Here is a 19587-nt window from a genome sequence, read left to right as displayed (position 1 = left end):
AGGAGACAACCGTGCCCACCGACGAGTCGCTTCTGCTGCTCAGCCCCGACCGCTACGTGTTGCGAGCCTGCCGGCGCCTGGGCATCGCTCCCGTCGTCGTCTACGGCGCCTACCACCGCGACACCGGGCTGCAGGAGATCACTGCGCCGGCCGTCCCGGTCTTCTGCGAGAGCCACCGCAGCCCCGACGCGATCCTCAGCGCGCTGCATCGCGCCGGGTATGCCGGACGCCGGTTCGCCGCGGTGCAGACCACCAACGAATACCTGCTCACCACGGCGGCGCTGCTCGGGAGGGCGGTGGGAGCGCGGACCATCAGCCCGGAGACGGCCGTGCTCTTCCGCGACAAATTCCTGCAGAAGCAGCGGGTACGCGACGCTGGTCTGCCCGTTGCCCGATGCATCGTCATCGAGGACGTCTTCCAGATCGACGACACCTTCGACTTCCCGTACGACAGTGCAGTCCTCAAACCCGCCACTGGCGCGGGCACCGAGACGACCTCGGTTGTGGATGGGCGCGACGACCTGCTCGCCGTCGCGAAGGAATACCGGCGCCGGCGCATAGCGACCAGAACCTTCGTGCTGGAGGAGTTCGTGGCCGGCGACGAGTGGACCGCCGACGGCATCGTGTCCGGCGGCGAGGTGATCTTCTACGGTCTCGGCCGCTACGACCAGCCCTGCCTCACCACGCTGGCCCACAAGGCCGCGCTGCGTATGCGCAAGTTCGACCCCGATACCGAGGCCTGGGCGTACGCCGCCGCCGACGACATGGTCCGCCGGGCGATCGCCGTGCTCGGGCTGACCGACGGCGTGTTCCACATGGAGCTCTTCCACGACCCGGCGACCGGCCATCTCACCTTCAGCGAGTGCGCGGCTCGCCGCGGTGGCGCCCTCACCGCCGAGGAGATCCTCGCCAAGTTCGGCGTCGACCTCGGCGAAGCGGCTGTGCAGTGCGCGCTCGGCCGCACGCCGAAGCTCGACGTCCGGGTCCGCACCGGCAGCGTCGGCATGGTCTATCTCCCCTGCCGTCCCGGCGTGCTGGTCAGCTGCCCCTCGCCGGCCGAGCTCACCGCGTTGCCCGGCGTCGACTTCGCCCGCATCGAGCTGCCGTTCGGCGCGACGATGGGCGGCGAGCTCGACTCCACCACGACCCGGGTCGGCATGGCCATGATCACCGCGGACGGGCCCGATGCCCTCGAACGCACCGGTACCGAGGTGCAGCGGTGGTTCGACGAGCGCCTCGTCGTCGCGCCGACCGGGGCCACCGGAGCCGAGCTACGGGCATGGCATCGCGGGCTCGGCGGTGCCTACGGTTTCGCCGACACCGCGTACGGCGAATGAAGGCGGTGATCGCGCGGCTGTTGCCCGCCACCTCCGCCGGCCGCCGGATGGTGCTGGTGGCCCTCGTCGACTCCACCGGCACCGGCGTCTTCCTGGCCGGGAGCGTCGTCTTCCTTACCCGGGTCGCCGAGCTCAGCGCGAGCCAGATCGGGCTCGGCCTGTCCGCCGCCGGTGTCGCCGGGCTGCTCGCGACCATGCCGATCGGGATGCTCGCCGACCGGTACGGTGAGCGTCGTACCCTCGTCGTGCTGCAACTGTGGCGCGGAGCCTGGTTCCTGGCGTACGCGTACGTCGGCAACTTCTTGATGTTCGTGGTCATCGCCTGTGCGATGGCGCTCGCCGAGAAGGCGACCGGCCCGCTCAACCAAGCGGTCGTCGGCGCCGCGGCCGGGACGCAGGACCGGGTGCATATCATGGCGTCGATCCGGGTCGTACGCAACGTGGGCTTCTCGGCCGGCGCGGCCGCCGGCACCGCGCTGGTCGGCCTCGGCTCGCACACCGGCTTCCGGGCCGTCATCCTGTCCAACGCAGTCTCGTTCTTCCTGGCTGCATTCCTGCTGGGCAGGGTTCCACTCGCCGGGGCGGTGCGCGCCCGCCTCAGTGGCTCGTGGCCCCGCCCGCGCGCACTACGCGACCTCCGCTACCTAACGCTGACCGGCCTCAACGCCGTCCTCGTCGTGCACATGACGATCCTCTCCGTTGGGATACCACTGTGGATCGTCACCCGCACAACCGTGCCGCCGGCGATGGCCGGCATCGCCGTACTGATCAATACCGTCGTCGTCGTGCTCTTTCAGGTGCGCGCCTCCCGCGGCTGCGACAGCCTGCCCGTCGCCGCAGTCCGGATGCGCTGGTCCGGCTTGGCACTCGCCGGTTGCTGCGCGGTGCTGGCGGTGTCTGCCGGCACGGGACTGGCCGTGGGGTGTGCGCTCGTGGCGGGCGCCGTACTGCTGCAGACCGCGGGTGAGATGTGGCAGTCGGCGGGTTCGTGGACGGTGTCTTATGACCTGGCGCCTGCCGAGCGGCGTGCCGAATACCTCTCCGCGTTCAGTCTTGGGTCGACCGTCCAGTCGATCGTCGGACCAGTGCTGCTGACCTCGATTGTGGTGCGCCAGGGCGCCGTCGGCTGGCTCGGGCTCGGCGCGCTGCTTCTCGGCGCGGGCCTTCTCATGCCGGTGCTGACCACCCGGGCCGCCGCGGTCATGACAGAACTCGAGGGGAGCGCCCGGTGAAACGCGACATTCTCATAGTGGGCCGCCGCCGCCTGGAACTCGTGAACCGGCTCGTGCTCGACCCGCGACTACGGCTGTCGCTGATCACCGAGCCCGACTGCCTACCGATCTACCCAGCCGTCGATGCCGTCGAACTGGTCGGCAACGTCCAGAACCTCGACGAGGTGCGGCACGCGGCCCTGCGACTGATGGCGAACCGCCGGGTCGACGCGGTCGTGGCACCAGCCGAAAGCTCCATCCCCACAGGGGGATACCTGCGGAGCTATCTCGGGTTGCCGGGCATCGCGTTCGATGTGGCGCACGCCTTCTGCAACAAGCACGCCATGAAGGCACGTCTGCGCCGGGCCGGTATCCCGGTCGCCCGGGACCGGCTCGTCCCGAGCGCCGAGGGCATCGCGCCGGCGTTGCGCGCGCACGGCCTGCCCGCGGTCATCAAGCCCGTCTGGGGCGACGGCTCCGCGAACATCCACATCGTGCGCGACGAAACCGACGTCGCCGAGGTGGCACGGCCGGACGGGCCGCTGCTCGCCGGCGGCGCCTACGACGAACCGCCGTTCCTCGTCGAGGAGTTTCTCCAGTTCGACGACGAGTTCCACTGCGACGGGCTGGTGCGCGACGGCGAGGTCCGGTTCACCGCGGTTTCCCAATACCTGGTGCCCTCGCTGCGCTCGATTGGCTCGGTGTTCGGCTCCTACACGCTACCGGTCGACGATCCGCTGACCCTCGAGCTGACCGCCTTGCACGCCGACGTCGTCAAGGCGATGGGTCTCATCGACTCGGTGACGCACCTCGAGATCTTCCGCACGGAACGCGGGCTCGTGGTCGGCGAGATCGCCTGCCGGCCCGGCGGATCCGGGATCGCGCGCAACCTGCGGCGCGCCTACGGCTTCGACACCTGGGAGCACTTCCTCGCCACCGAGCTCAACGACCCGCTGCCGTGGCGCCCGAAGACGCCGGACGGCACCTATGGGTGGATCATGTTCCCGGTACGCCGGGGCACCGTTCGCCGGGTGTCCGACGCCGACGTGTTCGCCGGTCTCACCGAGGTGGAGGAAGTCGCGGTCAAGGTGAAGCCTGGCGACGTCATCGACGGTCCTCTCTACTCGTCGAGCATGTCCGCGGTCGTGCACTGCCGTACCGAATCACCGGCGGACATCGCGGCGCTGGTGTCCGCAGTGGAGGATCGGTTCACCGTCGAGTACGAATAGCGGTTCCACAGCCCGTCCGCGTGGCGACATGTCCCTCGGCGGTCGCGAGCACGCACCGGCCCAGCGGATCCAGCGCCTTTCACCCGTAGAGGCCGGCCGGTCGCCGAGCCGGTGCACCAGGCGGGATGGTTATCCTCGTGCCCGGATCGACCAGTGTTTGCGCGGTGGTTGAGGGAACGGGGGCATGCGTGGATCAGGTGAAGGATTGGGTGTTTCTGTTCAGCGCTCTGACATGCACGGTGGCTCTCGCCTACAAACTGCGTGATCTGCGTACGAATCGGCATGACCAGGCCCTGCTCGCGCTAATCGCGGCCTTCGGCTGCAAGACCGTGTCGCTCACCCTCTCCTCTCCGGCCACCTCGGCGGTGATCGAGCGATGGATCGGCGTTCCCAATCTCTGCGCGCTGGTCGTTCACCTGTTCGGCGGGGTGGCGTCCAGCACCGCGCTCCTGATCGCTCTCGGGTACTGGAGCTACCCGCCGGAGCGGGCGCGGTCGCAGGCCAAGATCTGGCTGGTCGTCTCGAGCGTCATGGCCGGCACGCTGACCACACTGTGGGTGGTCGCCGGCAGCGTGGTCTCCACCCGTCCCGGGAATTATCTGCTGGACAACATGCAGCACCCGATCGTTGCGGTGTATCTGCTGCTGTACATCATTGCGTTCGCCGCCGGCCTGCTCGAGACGCTGCGACTCTGCGTTCGTTACGCCGAGATGGCGGCCAACACCTGGCTGCGCCGGGGTCTGCGGATAACCGCCATCGGCAGCGCCGTCTATCTCGCCTACTGCCTGCACCGACTGGCCGCCCTGACCGCCGTCTGGCTGCACGCCGAACTGCCGACTCCGGAACTGCTCACGCCGCTCTGCGTCGGCGTCGGCGTCAACCTGGTCGCCTTCGGTCTGACCCTGCCGTCCTGGGGTACACATCTGTCGACCGCGTCCTCCCGGCTGGCCGCCTACCGCCAGCACCAGGCGCTCTATCCGCTGTGGCTCAAGCTTTACCGGGCCACCCCGAGTATCGCGCTCGAACCGCCGCGGTCTCGCCTGCGAGACCGGCTGCGCGTCCGCGACGTCCGGTTCCACCTGTACCGGCGGGTCATCGAGATCAACGACGGCCGGCTCGCCCTGCGCCCGTTCATGGATGACGCGGTCGCGGCGCAGGCCGTCACCGCGGCCCGCGCCGCCGGTCTGGGCGGGGAGCGGCTCACCGCGGCGGTCGAAGCCACCTGCCTGGACGCCGCGGCCCGGGCAAAGGCAGACGACATTCCGGTACGGCCGGACGGCCCGGTCGAGATGGTCCACGAGGGAAGCGACGACCTTGCCGACGAGGTGCGCTGGCTCGTCCAGGTCGCCCGGAACCGAGTTCGCAGGCGCCTGCCACGCCGCGGGACGGGGTCGCCCGCGAGCCCGGCCCAGCGCACCGAGCAGGCGGCCGGCGGTCACCCTCCGGGCGAGACCTTCCGGGCCGGGCAGGCAGCACCGCGCTGAAGCCGGCAGGGCGACTCCGGCGAATGGCAAGCCGCGAGGGCGCGTCTGCCGCCAGCAGAGCAGCCCGGTGAACCGCCGTAGCCTCAGCCGTTGTTGTGCAGAGCATCGTTCAGATCGATGCCGGCGTCAGCTGGCGGCTCGCGACGCGCTCCAGGAACCGCAACTCGCCGACTCGCTCCGCAGGGCAGGGGTCGGCCGACGTCCACGCCACGGTGGCCGGCTTGTGGAAGATGCCGTCCAGGGTCACCTTCGGCCAGACCAGCGATGCGACAGCAGGTGCAGACGCAGATAACCATCGGCGACATCCGTGATCGGGTCGTCCAACGACTTGGTCACCAGACGCGCCTCGGGTGCGCAACCCAGGGAGCAGACCGGGCCGGATCTGCCCGGGGGGCGGCGCGGGCAACTCGGCGGGCTCACCCAGGCCGAGATGTCCGGACCGGAACCAGGGTGTCCAGGACCAGGCCCTCGGTGGTGACGGTGGCAAGGCCGATGCCCCACGCGGCGGAAGGAGACATGGCAGTTCCCATGATCAGCCACCCTACTGTGTCGCACCGCAACCATGATCGATGGCACATGTGGCGCGGGCCTCATGAAGGGCGGCCCGGCAGGGCGTCTATTGTCGCCGCATGACAGTGCGACCGGCCACCGCGGTGACCCTCGATGCCATGCTCGAGGATCTCAAGATGCTCATCGAGGTCGAGTCGCCCTCGGGTGACCTCGGCGCCGTGACGGCGTCCGCCAAGGCGGTCGCCACCGTCATCGAGCGGCGCCTGGGTGGGCACGCCGCCCTCATCGAGAGCGACCGCGGGCCGCACGTGCACTGGTCAGGTGGCGGTGATCCCAAGGTGCTGCTGCTCGGACACCACGACACGGTCTTCCCCATCGGGACGCTGGAGCGTCGCCCGTTCACGATCGACGGCGGGCGGGCAACCGGCCCGGGGATCTTCGACATGCTCGGCGGGCTCGTTCAGGCCGTGCATGCGGTGGCAAGCCTCGAGGACCGATCCGCTGTCGAAATCCTGATGACCGCAGACGAGGAGACCGGTTCATACGCCTCCCGGGTTCTCATCGAAGAACGGGCTCTGGCCTGCGGTGCGGTCCTGGTGCTCGAGGGTGCCGCCGACGGCGGCGCTGTCAAGACCGGCCGCAAGGGATGCGGCACCTTCCACGTGACCGTCAGTGGCCGCGCCGCGCACGCCGGCCTGGAGCCCGAGGCCGGAATCAACGCCCTGATCGAGGCGGCGCATCTGGTGCTGGAGATCGCCGCGCTCAACCGGCCCGAAATCGGCACCACGGTGACGCCGACCATCGCGTCCGCCGGGACAATGAACAACGTCGTGCCGGCCGAGGCGACCATCAGCGTGGACGTCCGGGTCGAGCGGGCGGAGGAAAAGGAGCGGGTCGAGGCCGCGTTCGCCGCGCTGACGCCGCATCTGGACGGGGCGCGAATCGCCGTTCGCGGCTCGGTCCGGCGTGCTCCGCTAACCGAGGCGCACTCGAAGCAGCTGTTCGCGATGGCTAAACAGCTGCTTCCCACTCTGGAGGGCAAGACGGTCGGCGGCGGAAGCGACGGGAACTTCACCGGGGTGCTGGGGGTGCCGACTCTCGACGGCCTGGGAGCCGTCGGCGGCGGCGCGCACGCCGACCACGAGTACGTGGAGACCGGGATGATGGTCGAGCGGGCTGAACTCGTCGCCGGGCTGGTGCAGTCCCTGCAGACAGCCTGAACCGACAACGGCCGACAGCTGCTCGGCCGGGCATCTGGTGGCTGCGTAGGTCACAGAGCCCGGCTGCGCACATCAGCCGTTCGATGATGCACCGGGGCTACCCGCCCGCCACGTCGCAGCTCATGGCAGATCTCGCGGGCCACTATCCCGCCGCAGGGCCGTGCGCGGCCGCCCCGCAACACGCCAGACGCCGAGGCCGGGATCAGCTCGCCGGCCTTGACGCCAGCTTGGCCAGGCACGCGATCACCGTGCACCGCGCCCGTTCCTAGACGGCCTCATCGGCAGCCTGCTGCGGACTGCCTTCTCACTCGCTGTGGCCGTGCTGTCGGGTGCATACCGTCGCCGGCAGAGGATGACCAGGACGACGATGAGCAGCCCACTGCCGGGCGCTCGTGGCCCGCACCAAATCGCGGAACTCGAACGGGTGTGCTTCTTTCTGAGGGAGATCGCCGGGAAGCCTTGGAGCGAGCAGGGTTCGGGGCGGTCGGTGCACGCGTTGCCGGTGGTGTGTGCGTCACCGCCCCTGCGTGTGCCGGGCGGCGGCGGTGGGCGTACGCGCAAGCTCTTGGTCTGTGGTGGCCGCCGCCGGGCGGACGGTGAGCGCACGCGACCGGTTTACGCGTGAGCTGGCCGTCCCGCCGATCGGCGTGGCTTCGCGGTCACATCTCCAGCCGTACAAACGTACGCCCCGCGTTGTTCCACTGGACGTGGCTGAAGCCAGCGCCTGGGAGCCTTCTTCGGGCTTTCGGCCGGGGGAGGCTCCCTCTGGTGGTCGGGCACTTCGCTGGAAAGCGGTGCTCAGATCGACGAATTGCCGGCGTAGATGGCCGAAGATGCGGCAGATGGTCGAGGCTGATAGTCCGCAGGTGCGGCGATCCGACGTTCGGTCCGTAGGTGGGGCGAGCCGGGCCGAGTAGCCCGCCGAGCGAGCCCCCGTGGAATCGCTGGCCGGTGGTCATGAGGTTAGGTGGCAGCCCCCGACCTTCCGTCAGCTGGCACCTGCCCGGGAAGGTGCCGACTGACGAACGACAGCTCCTGGTCGAACTGCTTGATCCGCTCGGCGGCCACAAGTGAGCCGTGACCTTCTTCGTAGCGGTAGAACTCGTACGGCTTGCCCATCTCGTCGAGCAGCCGCACATAATTCTCGATCTGCCGTAAGGGGCAACGCTCGTCGTTCACGCCGGCGCTGATGTACAGGGGCGCCCGGACGTGACTGACGTAGGTAAGTGGCGAGGAGGCCTGGTACCTGCCGGGAACCTCGACGGGGGAGCCGCCGAACAGAGCGCGGTCCAGGGCTCTGAGCGACTCCATCTCGTCGTCGTAGGCGCTGAGATAGTCGGCGATCGGGGCCGAGGCCACCCCGGCCGCCCAGGCATCGGGCTGAACGCCGAGGCCGAGCAGGGTCAGATAGCCGCCCCACGAGGATCCGGCGAGGACAAGCCGGCCGGGGTCCGCGAAGCCCTCCGCGACAGCCCATTCGCGTACGGCAGCGACGTCCTCGAGTTCGATCAGCCCAACGCGGTACCGTAACGCGTCCGTCCACGCCTTGCCGTACCCGGTCGAGCCTCGGTAATTGACTCGAACGACGGCGAAGTCGTTGTCGATCCACGCGGCCGGGCGGGCACTGAAGGCGTCGCTGTCCTGCTGGGTGGGACCACCGTGAAGCTCGAACACCGTGGCGAAGGGACCGCTGCCGGGCGGAACATGCACCAACGCGTGGACCTTGCCGCCGGGGCCGGGCACCCAGGCGTCCCGGACGGCGACCGACGGCGGCGTCCTCCGGTATCCGGGTACCGCGATCACAGTGCCGTCGAGCGTCCTGACTTGGTGCGGCCGCTCGGCGGACGACCACAGGTACTCGACATCCAAGGCTGGGCTCGCCGTGGTGCCGGCGGGTATCCCGACGAGAACTTTCGAGTACGCGGCGGCAGCATGGATTGTCCCGGGTGGTGTGGCCAGGCGAGACAGCGCTTGCGTCGACAGCTCGTAGCGCCAAAGATCACTGCGGCCCGCCAAAGTGCGGATCAAGAGAAGCGCAGTTCCGTCGCCGTACCACCTCGCCTCAAGATCGCCGTCGAGGTGGATCACAGGATCGATCTCCTCGCCGGTGACCGCGTCCCACACCAGGGGCTCCCAGCGGCCGCGTCGCTGATGCTGGAGGAGAAGTCGCGCATCTGCGGTAAGCGGGGCGAAGCCCACCGGGCGAAGGCCCATGCCGGGCCCGCCGCGCACATTGTCGTCCAGGTCAGCTACGCGGAACCCGTCCACCGTCATCACCCGGATTCCCGGATGCCGGACGTTGCCGTGCTCGCTGTGCTTCAGCGCGATCAACGAATCGTCGTAGGAGATCGCGCTCACAAACGCCGGTTCGCTGTGTTGGTAGATTTCCTTCGGGTGCTGTCCCGGTCTGACCGCATGAACGGTGAAGCCAGCGTGGGAAGTGGATGTGCCCACGACCGCCAAGCCGGCGTCGCCCAACACCAGACCGCCAGAGTGCGCAGGCCCGAGCTCCGGCACAGCGGGTTCGTCCGGACCGTCGGCGAATGGTTGCCTTCGCCATACCCCGCGTTCGTTGCCCGCGTCGTCGTCGAACCACCAGATCCATTCGCCGTCCGGGCTGATCGCTCCGGTGGGAGTGCCGCCGGGGCGGCAGGTGAGTTGCCGTCCGGCGCGTTCCCGCCGGTCCCAGGCGTACAGCTCGAAAGCCCCGGAGGCGTTGGACCGCAGAACAGCACGATGCGGGGCATTGCGGGCCGGGACCGGAAGGGTCGGCAAAGCGGTCCGGAAGTGACGGCTCCAATGGGAGTGCGCTTCACTGATGTCGCGCTGGGATAGGTTCACCATAAGGTTATCGATCATGTCGAATTTGGGGGTTGATACCCACCGACAGTGGGTTGCATCGTCATTCTTGTGATGCGGTGACGTCCCTGACTAGAGCCGATCGTCGACGGAGAGGGGCCCTCCGTAACACTCCCGTCGAGGGCCCGCTGCCTTATTTCGCTGCCGATCGCTACGTCGTTCTTACGTCTTCCCAAATGGACTTGGCGGCGTTGAGCCCGCTCGCGGCCGCACCCGTCCACATGTAGTAGGGAGAGCTCAGGGCGTTGCCCGCGCTGTAGACCCGGGGGTGTGACGTCCGCCCGTACGTGTCGAGTCGGGGATAACCGTTGTCCTGCAGTTCCAGGTTCAACATGCCGGTGAACCGCTGGTCCGGTTGCGCGATCTCGGCCAGCAGCACCACGTCGACGACGACCTCACGCCCCGCCTTGGTCGACAGCCGAAGCTCACCCCCGTCGCCGACGACCGCGGAGGAGACCTCGTCAGCGAACACCTCGGCGCCGTCGGCAACCAGGAGATCGCGGGCCCGGTCCGGCTTCTTCAGCACATCGGGATCGCCGACCAGGACAGTCATGTGCCCCGCGTGCACCTGCGCCAGCCGAGCCAACCACGTGGTGTTGTCCGTCCGGCCGACCACCGCGAAGGTCTTGCCGGAGTTCTCGAAGGTGTGGCAGTAGGGACATTCGAACACTTTGCTTCCCCAGACACCCTCCGGCAGCCAATCGGGGATCGCGTCCCGGCGGCCCGCGGCCAGTAGCAGCCGGGCAGCTGTGATCTCGCCGTTGGCGCGGGTGGTGACTGCAACGCCCGCGTCGCTGGCCCGGACCGAGACGACCTCGTCCCAGCAGAGCTTCACGCCCGCTTCGATCGCGTCGCGTTCCATCTTCGTGTAGATCTCGGCCGGTGAGAGGCCGTCGGCGTACGGCACGTTGCGAACCGCTCGGGCAGCCGAGTTACGCCGCTGCGGCAGGGACACGACCAGGACGCGCTGTTTCAGGCGGCCCAGCATCAACGCGGCGGAAAGACCGGCGGCGCCGGCGCCCACCACGATGACGTCAAAAGGCGAATGCTGAGTTTCCACAGTTCTCCTCGTCATCTCGGTTACCACCCGGCGGTCATTCCCTCATGTCGGCCGTCGTCCAAACCGTACAAACCGGTGGGCCGGCGCTCGAGCACCCGCATGACGCCGCCGATGCTGGCCTTCGGCACCACTTTGTGTCCCCGGTTTCGCAGGTCTTCGACGATCGTCGCCGGCAGATCCGCATCGACCCGGAGCTGCAGGCCCATGTCCTTTTCAGCCTTGTCGCAACCGGGATAATAGGTCCACCGCGGACGGTTGAGCGCGGCGAGGATGGAGGCGCGCTCCGTTATCATGCGGATGATCACCTGGGCGTTCCACTGCGTCTGCCCGTCGCCCCCGGGCGTTCCGCCCGCCAAGCGCAGACCGGCGTCGTCGAAGCTGAGCCAGGGCATGATCGTGTTGACGGGTCGCTTACCCGGCTCGGCGCGGTTCGGCGTACCGGGCTGCAGGGTGCTGCTGCGGCCGAGACGATTGCACAACAACATCCCATACTCCGCGACGCCCACACCGCTACCGAACCCGAGACCGAGACTCTGCACCCAGCTCACGCCATTGCCGCGCTCGTCGATCACCGCGAAGTGTGTGGTGTCACCCTCGGTGTAGCGGCCAAGGCACAACGACGGGCTCAGCTTGTCGCGATCGACGCCGCTTTCCATCGTGTGGAGCAGGTCCTCGGCCAGGAAGTCGTCCTGCGGCACGAAGTCGGGATCGCCGAACGAGTCGAGACGCCAGCCATAGGTCTGATTGGCGATCTCGGTCATCAGGTGGATGCCTGGACCCGAGTCGATCGGTTCGTCGCGGTGGAGCCGGTGGTAAAGCGCGAGGTTCTGCAGCATCAACGGCCCCTGGGTCGGAGCGGCCGACGTGGCGACCCGCTGATCACCCACGGCGACGGTCGGCGCCACCTCGAAGCGCGCATGGTCGGCCAGGCAGTCCTCCTCCGTGATGAATCCACCGAGTTCCGCGCTGACCCGGCCCACCGCACGCCCTACCAGGCGACGGAACTCCGCCGGCTCACCGGCCATCTCGACGAGCAGCCGGAAGAGACGCGCGAGTCCCGGCTGGCGCAGGACCGACCCATCCGCGTCGGGGGCACCGTAGCCGGCGAAGGCCTCTTGGAAGTGCCGCTGTTCGAGGAATTCCAGGTTGTCCTTGCCCCATCGCACGGCTTGGCCGGTGTTCGCGACGCCGTTCTCGGCCAGCTCGATGGCGGGACGCAGCAAGCGATCGAGGCCCATCGTGCCGTGTCGGCGGTGCAGAGCCAGCCAGCCGTCCATCAGCGCCGGGGTGGAGACCGAGAGGATTCCAGTTTCCGGTACGTCGCGCAGGCCGCGGGCGGTGAAGGCTTCCGCGGCGGCCCTCGCCGGGGTGCGCCCTAGGGCGGTGAGCGAGATCGCCTCGGACGATTGGGCGACCTGCAGAACGACGGCGCCGTCACCGGCCGGACCGCTCGCCATCGGCAACACGACCGTCATGACGGCGGAAGCGGTGATGGCGGCGTCGAAGGCCGTACCACCCTCATTCAACACCTGCAGTGCGGCGAGGGTGGCGAGCGGATTGCCGGTACTCACCATGCCTCGACGCGACCAGGCCTGCCGGTCGCGCAGGAAGTCCCTCATCGAACGCCGTTCCTGTCCACCGGCTTCAGCCCGATGATCTCGCGAGCCTCGGCCGGACTCGCCGGCTCCCGTCCGAGTTCCCGGGCAATCCGGACGACCCGCTCCACGAGGCGCGGATTCGTCGCGGGCGACCGGTCGGACCAGTCGTAGTACGGGTTGTCCTCGAGCCCGACCCGGACATGGCCGCCGAGCGACATTGCCAGCGTGTTGGCCGTCAGCTGGTAGCGCCCGATACCGGCGAACGCCCACGTGGCGTCCTTGGGCAGAGCGGTGATGAAGGCGGCCGCGTTGGCCGCACTGACCTCAGCCGTCCCCCGTGAGCCGAGCAGAATGTTGAAATAGTGCGGGCCCCGCAGGATGCCCTTGTCGATGAGATAGTTGGCGTAGTTGACCATGCCTACGTCGAAGCACTCGAGCTCTGGCACGATGCCTCGGTCCGCCATCGCGGTGGCGAGCGACTCGATCATCTGGGGGTCGTTGACCGAGGCCGAGGTCGGGAAGTTCATCGAGCCCACGGTCAGCGATGCCATCTCGGGGCTGGGTTCGGTGATGTTCAGCGACGCGCTGCGCTTCTCGAAGTCGTTCCAGTTGCGCCCGCTGGTGGTGACCACCAGCACCATGTCGGGTGCCTCCACGGCCACGGCCTGGAGAATGTCGGAGAACATCTCCGGGCGCCAGGTCGGCTCCTCGTCGCTGTCTCGCGCGTGCAGGTGAACCATCGACGCGCCGGCGTCGCGGCAACGGCGCACATCCGCGGCGATCTCCTCCGGCGTAGTCGGCACATGAGGGACCTTCGCCTTGCGCGGGATCATGCCGGTGGGGCACAGGTTGACGATGAGTTTGTCGGTTGCGTTCATTCCGGGTCCTTCTCGAGATCAGACGAGATTTCGGTGTGGTTGGTCTTCTCCGGCAGCAGGACGGGATGCCATCGGCCGACCAGCCGGCCGCCGTCCGATACCGTGCGTGGAACATCGACCATCGCGAGCGGACAGATGTGGGCAGGAAGCAGTTCCACCACGGTGCCGGGAATGAGCACGGCGTCGGCGAGCGGAGTCCCGTCGGCGAGTACGGCGACGGTGCCGGGATCCCACTCCTGGGCGGCGCCGTCGAGCAGCTCGTCGGCATCGGTACGGACGGCTCGCCCGGCCGACTCCAGCACGGTGGCACGGAGGGTGACGGCGACGTCGTCAAGGGTGCACAGGCCTGCCAGGGCGTAACCGGCGTCGTAAAGTGGGCCGGCTCCCACGCAGATCTCCGTCACGCCGGCGACTTCCAGGCCGGCCGCGGCGTTCGCCGTCCCGCTCACCGACACCGTTGGGCACTCGATGCCGTCCACCCGCACCCGGGCGGCCAGCTCGGTGAGCACTTCCGCCACGGATCCGGCGGGGCGCGCCGCCTCGCGCAAGGCGGACAGGCTGGCGTACGACCGGTATCCGCTGACGCCCTCCAGCGATACGCCGGGTGTGCGCTCGATCAGGCGGGCCAGTTCACCGGCGCGTTCAGGTGCGATCCCGCGATCATCATCGAACTTGACGTCGATGCGTACCGGTACGACGACGCCGGCGTCAGTAGCGAGCGCGCCAAGGCCCCGCACCGATTCCGCGCTCGAGACCGTCACCACGATTCGGGCTGGTGGCTTCGTCCCGGCGGGATCGGCGACCGTGTTCGTCCGCCCGGCATGCTGGGCGATGAACTGCACGATGGGGTGCAGACGCCATGGGTTCAGCACCGGTCGAGACAGTACGATGTCCGCAATACCGGTGCGCAGGTACTGCTCGGCTTCCGGAGTGGTCTGGGCCATGATTCCCGACGCTCCGGCCTCGATCTGGAGGGTGGCCAGAGCAGTCGTCCGGTGGCCTTTGACGTGAACTCGTAGTTTTCGGCCAGCCGACGACACGCTGTCCTGCAGGCGGCGGATGTTCCGCTTCGCCTTCTGTAGGTCAACAATAATTGCGGGCGTGTGCATATATTTCGCCGAGCACTTCCGGGAAGGGCGCCCGAAATGGCACCGCGATTTTATCGATACCAGCCTGCCGGCCTCATTCCCATGAGGGATGAAGGCCGGCAGGGCCTCAGGGTTCGCTTCAGAGCGTGCTACGGCAAGACATTGCGATTCACCCCCCATCTGACTCGACTCGGGAAACGTAACGTTAAGAACCCGTCAACGACAAGATGAATATAGAGTGGCGCGGATCACTGCGTGCGGGGTCGCGCGAAATCAACTGCCCTGATATGAACGCGCGTGGGGTTGATGCAGTACTCGAATAACTGCTGCTCGTGCCCGGGCTCGTACAGGATGGAGGCTCGACGTAAGCTCGACACCCGCCACCGGCTTCAGCGGGCCACGACGTGGAAGTCATGGAAAGCCGCTGCACAACTTCTGCTTAACGGCCCGTTAGATTTTCTTAGTCACAAGGCCCTGGAACCAGGGCACTGGCCCTCGGGGAGGAAGCCCTGAAAGCTTTTTGGTATCTCACCGGCGCGTCTGCGGCATCCACCTTGGGAAACACATTCCTGTTCCTGGCCGTTCCGCTTGCGTTGCTGGCGCATACCGGGGACCCCCTGGTGTCCGTGCTCAGCGTGGCAGCACGCACCGTCCCGTATGTCTTCGCACCGTTTCTCGGCGCCTTCATCGACCGATATGACCGGCGCACGATGTTCGCCGGCGCGGACGTGGTCCAGGCCGCCGCGGTGGCGTTGATCCCCGTCGCGCTGTGGTGGGATGTCACACCCGCGGTGTTCGCGGCGCTAATCCTGCAAGGGCTTGCCAACGTTGTCTCGAACGTGGCGGCCGACTATGGTCTGATCCCCGCCCTCGTCCCGGCGGAACGTCTCGACCGGGCGATGAGTCAATTCAACACGATTATCCTGGTCGCTCGCTTCGCCGGCCCTGCGCTGGCCGGAGTGCTGGTCACCGTGTCCGGCCCGAGCTGGGCGCTGTTCCTGGACGCCATCACGTTCCTGCTCACCGCCGCGACGGTCCGGTTCATGCCGGCCATGCGGCCGCCAGGAGACCGGACCCCACTCGGCCGCATGCTCCGAGAAGGTGTTGCATACTTCAGGGAGCGGCCGGACATCGTCCGGCTGACGCTGGTGGTTTCGCTATATAACCTGGGTGCCGGCGCACTCGAGCCGACACTTCTCGTGGTCGGTCGGGAGCGCTGGGGCTGGTCCGCCAGCGCGCTGGGGGTAGCGGTCTCCGGTGCGGCGCTCGGTGCGGCGCTCGGCGCCTGGTTGAGCCCCCGGGCATTGATCAACGAGAACCGGCACCGGCAGATCGCTGTATGGTTTGCCCTCTCGGCGGCCGGCGCGGTCCTGCTGATGGCGCCGTCGCCCTACGCCGCGGCCGCCGGTTTCGTCGTCTTGTCCATCGGGGAGGGTGGGGTCAACACGGCCACCGTCTCGTACCGGCAGAAGCAGATCCCACCCCACCTGGCAGGCCGGGTCAACACCATCATCCGGGGGTTCGTCACCGGCGCCGTGCCCGTCTCGGCGTTCCTGCTCGGCCTCACTGCTCAGCTCGGCACCAACCTCGGAGTCTTCCTCCCGGTCGTCGTCAGCAGCATGATCGTGGTGCCGCTCTGGCTGCTCCGCAATCCCGCCCGCCCCCCAACGTCGTCACCGGTGAGTGCGGCGGAGGCGGTGACATGAGACATGTACTCCTGATCAACACCAACAAGGAGACTCCGGCTCGCAAGCTTCTTGCCCGGACCGACGTGGAACTCTCGGTCATCACCACCGAGCGCTTCCGGGATCGCTATCCGGCGGAGATGCCGGTTGAACTGGTCGGCGACATCGAAAACGTCAGCGAGGTGAAACGCGCCGCGCTGAAGTTGCTGGCTGGGAACCCCTTCGAGCATGTGGTCGCGCCTTCCGAGTTCAACCTGCAGGCAGCCGCCTTCGTCCGTTCCTACTTCGGCCTTCCGGGCCCCGGCTACGACGTCGTTAACCGCTTCAGCAACAAGTACGTGATGAAGCAGCGTCTCCGTGAGCAGGGAATTCTGGTCGCCAGATCGGCCCGCGTCGCCCGGCTGCGCGCAGCCGGGCAGGCCGCGGCCGAACTGGGCTGGCCGATCGTGATCAAGCCGGTCGTCGGCGGGGGCAGCGAAGACGTCATGGTCGTCCACGACGAGACCGAACTTGCGGCGCTCTGCGCCGCCGGCCGTGAGGAGGCACTGCTGCAGTTCGGGCACTTCCTCGTCGCCGAGGAGTTTCTGCCGATAGACGAGGAGTTTCACTGCGATGGTGTGGTGAGCGCGGGGGAGCTCCACCTGTCGGCGGTTGCCCGGTACTTCGCGCCGGTGCTGCGCAGCGTCGGCGACGTCGTCGGTTCGTACACCCTTCCTGAGGCCGACCAGCGCACCGCGGTCCTGCGCGATCTGCACGCCCGCGTCATTGGTGCCCTAGGGCTGCGGGACGGTGTCACGCACCTGGAGGTGTTCCGGGTGAGCGACCGATTCATCGTCGGGGAGATCGCCGTCCGGCCCGGCGGCGGTGGAATTCCTGAACAGTTGCAGGAACAGTACGGGGTAGATATCTGGGATGCATTCCTCGCTACGAGCCTCAATGAGGAATTTATCGTGGAGAAGCGTCGTCCGGACGACTTTCTGGCGCAGTACATGCTGCCGATTCGCAACGGCCGGATCGCCCGGATAAGCACTGCGGACGACCTGCGCGGCATTCCTGGAGTGGTACGTGCGGACGTGCGGTTCAAGGCCGGAGACGTGGTCAGCCGTTCATTGAACTCCGTTGCCATGGCCGGGCTCGTCCTCCTACGTGCACCCACGGAGGCGAGTATCCAGGAGGCAGTCAATTCTGTCCGGAGTGCCTTCAGATTGCGCGTGGACCCGGTCTAGGTTCGTCCGGCCGATGACCAGTGCACTGCAAGAACGCTGCAAATAGTTTAGGAGGATCCATGTCACTCGAATCGGATGGTCTCAACGTCCTGACGGTGACCGGCGAGCCGGCCCTGCGCGAATCGATCAGCCGGCCGCCGTCGGAAGTCATCCATGCCGTCCAGTTGGAGATGACGGCCACGGATTGGCTGGAGCCTGGTGACGAGGGACTTCTGCTGCGCCCGACCTGGATCCAATGGGTCGCGCCGGTCGATCATGGAGCCATTGATTTGATCAGCCGGCAGAGCAAGCGACGAAGTCATCGCACGCGGGTCGCCGTGAAGGCGCTCGACGCGATGGACGTGCAGATGTCCGGCCCTATCGACGAAAAGCTGTTCGATGAATGGGCGCACCTTTATCAGGCGCAGGTCGAATCGATGCGGTTCGGGCACGACATCGCCATCCGAAACCGCTCTAGCCTGCTGGCCGCCGACTCCGACCTCTTCCTGATCGCCTGGCGGGAGAACGGCCGGATGGTGTGCGGGATGATCGCAAGATTCGACCCCGCCCGTTCTGCGCTCGTCACCCGGTTCAGTGCCGTTGCCGCCAGCCACCGTAGTTCGGAACTCCCCAGGGCGATGTACGCCAAGCTCGCCGACATCGCGGCGCAGCGTGGTGCGAGATGGCTGTCCGCGGGCAACGACATCAACTTCTTCGCGACCGTCTGCAGCCCCGGTCTGGCGGCTTTCAAAATGCGACTCGGCTTCCGGCCGGTGCCTGCCGACCTGCTGGGCAACTCCTCGTGCCGTACCGTAGCCGAGGTCGTCACGAGCACCGCGGGTCTTAACCTGCCTGTTCTTCGATTCGGATACCGGCGCCCGCGCAGCGGCGCCTCCTGCCTGGAAACCTTCCTGGACGGGCCCGATGCGCTGGAACTGGTCTCTGTCACGCCGGAGGGGACGACCAACGCGTTGCTGGAGTCGCTGCCGTCGCACCGGAGGTTGACGCTCGCCGCTTCACGGACCTAATGGTCTCGAGCAGGCCTCTCTGGTACAGGGATCGGTGCCACACCGCTAGACGAGCAAGTCCTAACGACCCGGCGTCCAGGGGATAGCCGAAGGGTGGTGAAGATCAGTTTGTGACGACCGATGGCAACACCCTTCTGGCGGCACTGTACGTGAAGATCGATGACTGGCTCGGACGGCCACGCAAGAGCGGCGGCCACCACGGCTGAGCGATGCCGAGTTGCTCACCCCGGCCGTGGCGGTCCAGGCCGACGTTTCCGCCGAGCTGGACCGGTGGCTCGCCGAACGAGGCGTCCGGCTGCTACGAGGGCCGACTCGACCTGGAACTGCACGGCGGGTGCAGCATCGAAGGCGTTGGCGCCCGCATCGCCCAACGCCTACCGGCAATGACCGCCGCGATCCGGCACAACCGCCACCGGACGGCCCCTCACCAGGTCCCTGATCGCCTAGGACCGCTAACCCGACTTCGGACTTACGCGTCTAGGGCCCGGACAGGGTGGTGGTCGGTGTCGAGACCGATCGTGGCCCGTGGCTGCAGGCCCTGATCACACTGGTTACCCAGTGTTCGCGATCAACCGGATGTCGGCGGCCCGGTATCGCAGACGGCACGTCACCTCGGGGGCAAAGCAACCCGGTGACGCGAAGGTCCTCGTGGACCCGGTGCGCGCGCCGCCGGCAGCCCTACGACGAAACCACCGCCGGGTCACCCTCCGAAACGCCCGGCTATCGCCGCTTGCCTTGCTGAGCACGTAGATGTCTATCCCGACGGGTTGAGCGGACACTGCCTGCAACCCCGTCCATGGGCCTCGTGCCGCAACCTCCAGTTGAATTTCTGGAAGAATTTCAACCGCCAGTTGCCACGGCCATGGTGGGCTTCGTACCCTTCCGACAGACCGCTGACGCAGCATGTCGCGTCCGGCCGGACTCGGCGCAGTCCCGGCCGGAGAGGAGGAGGCATCGATGCTTGACATACGACGACTACGACTGCTCAATGACCTCGATCGGCTCGGCACGATCGCCGCTGTGGCTGCCCTCCATGCCTACACCCCATCTGCGATCTCCCAGCAGTTGTCCACCCTTGAACGCGAGGCCGGCGTCGCACTGCTAGGGCGTGTTTCATAACCACTCGCCGATGACGGTGATGGTCAGGACGGCCTGGAAGCGGACGGCTAACTTGTCGTAGCGGGTGGCAACACCG

General features: G+C 67.6%; 13 protein-coding genes and 2 pseudogenes. 9 read left to right on the top strand and 6 right to left on the bottom strand.

What is annotated here, in order from left to right; all coding sequences use genetic code 11:
* Positions 1-11: 11 nt before the first annotated feature.
* From AB0K03_RS40285 to AB0K03_RS40270, 4 genes are all read left to right on the top strand, one after another.
* Positions 12-1337: a hypothetical protein gene (locus tag AB0K03_RS40285; protein WP_364697170.1), complete on the top strand. Its 1326-nt coding sequence runs from the start codon at positions 12-14 to the stop codon at positions 1335-1337.
* Complete coding sequence (locus AB0K03_RS40280) at positions 1334-2569, top strand: MFS transporter (protein ID WP_364697167.1); 1236 nt, start codon at positions 1334-1336, stop codon at positions 2567-2569. The genes AB0K03_RS40285 and AB0K03_RS40280 overlap by 4 nt, the downstream gene beginning before the upstream one ends.
* Positions 2566-3777, top strand: coding sequence for an ATP-grasp domain-containing protein (locus AB0K03_RS40275; protein WP_364697165.1), 1212 nt, complete (start codon positions 2566-2568; stop codon positions 3775-3777). Before AB0K03_RS40280 ends, AB0K03_RS40275 begins: the two co-directional genes overlap by 4 nt.
* Before the next feature lie 209 nt (positions 3778-3986).
* Entirely contained in the window at positions 3987-5261 is a 1275-nt protein-coding gene (locus tag AB0K03_RS40270) for an MAB_1171c family putative transporter (RefSeq protein ID WP_364697162.1), read from the top strand.
* Between the two features lie 127 nt (positions 5262-5388).
* Here the strand turns inward: AB0K03_RS40270 and AB0K03_RS40265 are convergent.
* A pseudogene (locus tag AB0K03_RS40265) lies at positions 5389-5791 on the bottom strand (2,3,4,5-tetrahydropyridine-2,6-dicarboxylate N-succinyltransferase); the annotation flags it as partial.
* A gap of 138 nt (positions 5792-5929) precedes the next feature.
* On the opposite strand from AB0K03_RS40265, the gene AB0K03_RS40260 reads away from it, so the two are divergent.
* Positions 5930-6991, top strand: a complete 1062-nt coding sequence (locus AB0K03_RS40260; protein ID WP_364697212.1) for a M20 family metallopeptidase — start codon at positions 5930-5932, stop codon at positions 6989-6991.
* A gap of 963 nt (positions 6992-7954) precedes the next feature.
* Here AB0K03_RS40260 and AB0K03_RS40255 read toward each other — a convergent pair.
* From AB0K03_RS40255 to AB0K03_RS40235, 5 genes are all read right to left on the bottom strand, one after another.
* Positions 7955-9850: a prolyl oligopeptidase family serine peptidase gene (locus AB0K03_RS40255; protein WP_364697160.1), complete on the bottom strand. Its 1896-nt coding sequence runs from the start codon at positions 9848-9850 to the stop codon at positions 7955-7957.
* A gap of 151 nt (positions 9851-10001) precedes the next feature.
* Positions 10002-10910: an NAD(P)/FAD-dependent oxidoreductase gene (locus AB0K03_RS40250; protein ID WP_364697157.1), complete on the bottom strand. Its 909-nt coding sequence runs from the start codon at positions 10908-10910 to the stop codon at positions 10002-10004.
* Between the two features lie 20 nt (positions 10911-10930).
* On the bottom strand, positions 10931-12529 hold the full coding sequence (locus tag AB0K03_RS40245; protein ID WP_364697154.1) for a gamma-glutamyltransferase: 1599 nt from the start codon (positions 12527-12529) through the stop codon (positions 10931-10933).
* A complete protein-coding gene (locus AB0K03_RS40240) occupies positions 12526-13386 on the bottom strand; it encodes a 3-keto-5-aminohexanoate cleavage protein (protein WP_364697151.1) in 861 nt (286 codons plus the stop codon). Before AB0K03_RS40240 ends, AB0K03_RS40245 begins: the two co-directional genes overlap by 4 nt.
* Positions 13383-14495 (bottom strand): alanine racemase, encoded by a 1113-nt coding sequence (locus AB0K03_RS40235; protein WP_364697148.1) that lies wholly within the window; start codon positions 14493-14495, stop codon positions 13383-13385. Before AB0K03_RS40235 ends, AB0K03_RS40240 begins: the two co-directional genes overlap by 4 nt.
* A gap of 467 nt (positions 14496-14962) precedes the next feature.
* On the opposite strand from AB0K03_RS40235, the gene AB0K03_RS40230 reads away from it, so the two are divergent.
* The 4 genes and pseudogenes from AB0K03_RS40230 to AB0K03_RS40215 all read left to right on the top strand — a co-directional run.
* The gene (locus tag AB0K03_RS40230) at positions 14963-16180 is read left to right on the top strand and encodes an MFS transporter (RefSeq protein WP_364697209.1); all 1218 of its coding nucleotides are present in this window, start codon (positions 14963-14965) and stop codon (positions 16178-16180) included.
* Positions 16177-17385 carry an ATP-grasp domain-containing protein gene (locus AB0K03_RS40225; RefSeq protein WP_364697145.1) on the top strand — a complete coding sequence of 403 codons (1209 nt, stop codon included), beginning with the start codon at positions 16177-16179 and terminating at the stop codon, positions 17383-17385. The genes AB0K03_RS40230 and AB0K03_RS40225 overlap by 4 nt, the downstream gene beginning before the upstream one ends.
* 59 nt (positions 17386-17444) lie before the next feature.
* Entirely contained in the window at positions 17445-18392 is a 948-nt protein-coding gene (locus AB0K03_RS40220) for a hypothetical protein (protein ID WP_364697143.1), read from the top strand.
* Between the two features lie 957 nt (positions 18393-19349).
* A pseudogene (locus tag AB0K03_RS40215) lies at positions 19350-19502 on the top strand (LysR family transcriptional regulator); the annotation flags it as partial.
* Positions 19503-19587: the final 85 nt, after the last annotated feature.

Origin of the sequence: Actinoplanes sp. NPDC049316, assembly GCF_040677315.1 — a bacterium.
In the GTDB taxonomy this organism is placed as follows: domain Bacteria; phylum Actinomycetota; class Actinomycetes; order Mycobacteriales; family Micromonosporaceae; genus Actinoplanes.
The sequence above is the reverse complement of the archived record's forward strand: the minus strand, read 5'-3'. Positions and strand labels throughout refer to the sequence as shown.

Coding starts and splice junctions, on each gene's coding strand:
- AB0K03_RS40280 (WP_364697167.1), top strand. CDS start 1,334: ATGAAGGCGGTGATCGCGCGGCTGTTGCCCGCCACCTCCGCCGGCCGC.
- AB0K03_RS40260 (WP_364697212.1), top strand. CDS start 5,930: ATGCTCGAGGATCTCAAGATGCTCATCGAGGTCGAGTCGCCCTCGGGT.
- AB0K03_RS40255 (WP_364697160.1), bottom strand. CDS start 9,850: ATGATCGATAACCTTATGGTGAACCTATCCCAGCGCGACATCAGTGAA.
- AB0K03_RS40245 (WP_364697154.1), bottom strand. CDS start 12,529: ATGAGGGACTTCCTGCGCGACCGGCAGGCCTGGTCGCGTCGAGGCATG.
- AB0K03_RS40240 (WP_364697151.1), bottom strand. CDS start 13,386: ATGAACGCAACCGACAAACTCATCGTCAACCTGTGCCCCACCGGCATG.
- AB0K03_RS40235 (WP_364697148.1), bottom strand. CDS start 14,495: ATGCACACGCCCGCAATTATTGTTGACCTACAGAAGGCGAAGCGGAAC.
- AB0K03_RS40225 (WP_364697145.1), top strand. CDS start 16,177: ATGAGACATGTACTCCTGATCAACACCAACAAGGAGACTCCGGCTCGC.
- AB0K03_RS40220 (WP_364697143.1), top strand. CDS start 17,445: ATGTCACTCGAATCGGATGGTCTCAACGTCCTGACGGTGACCGGCGAG.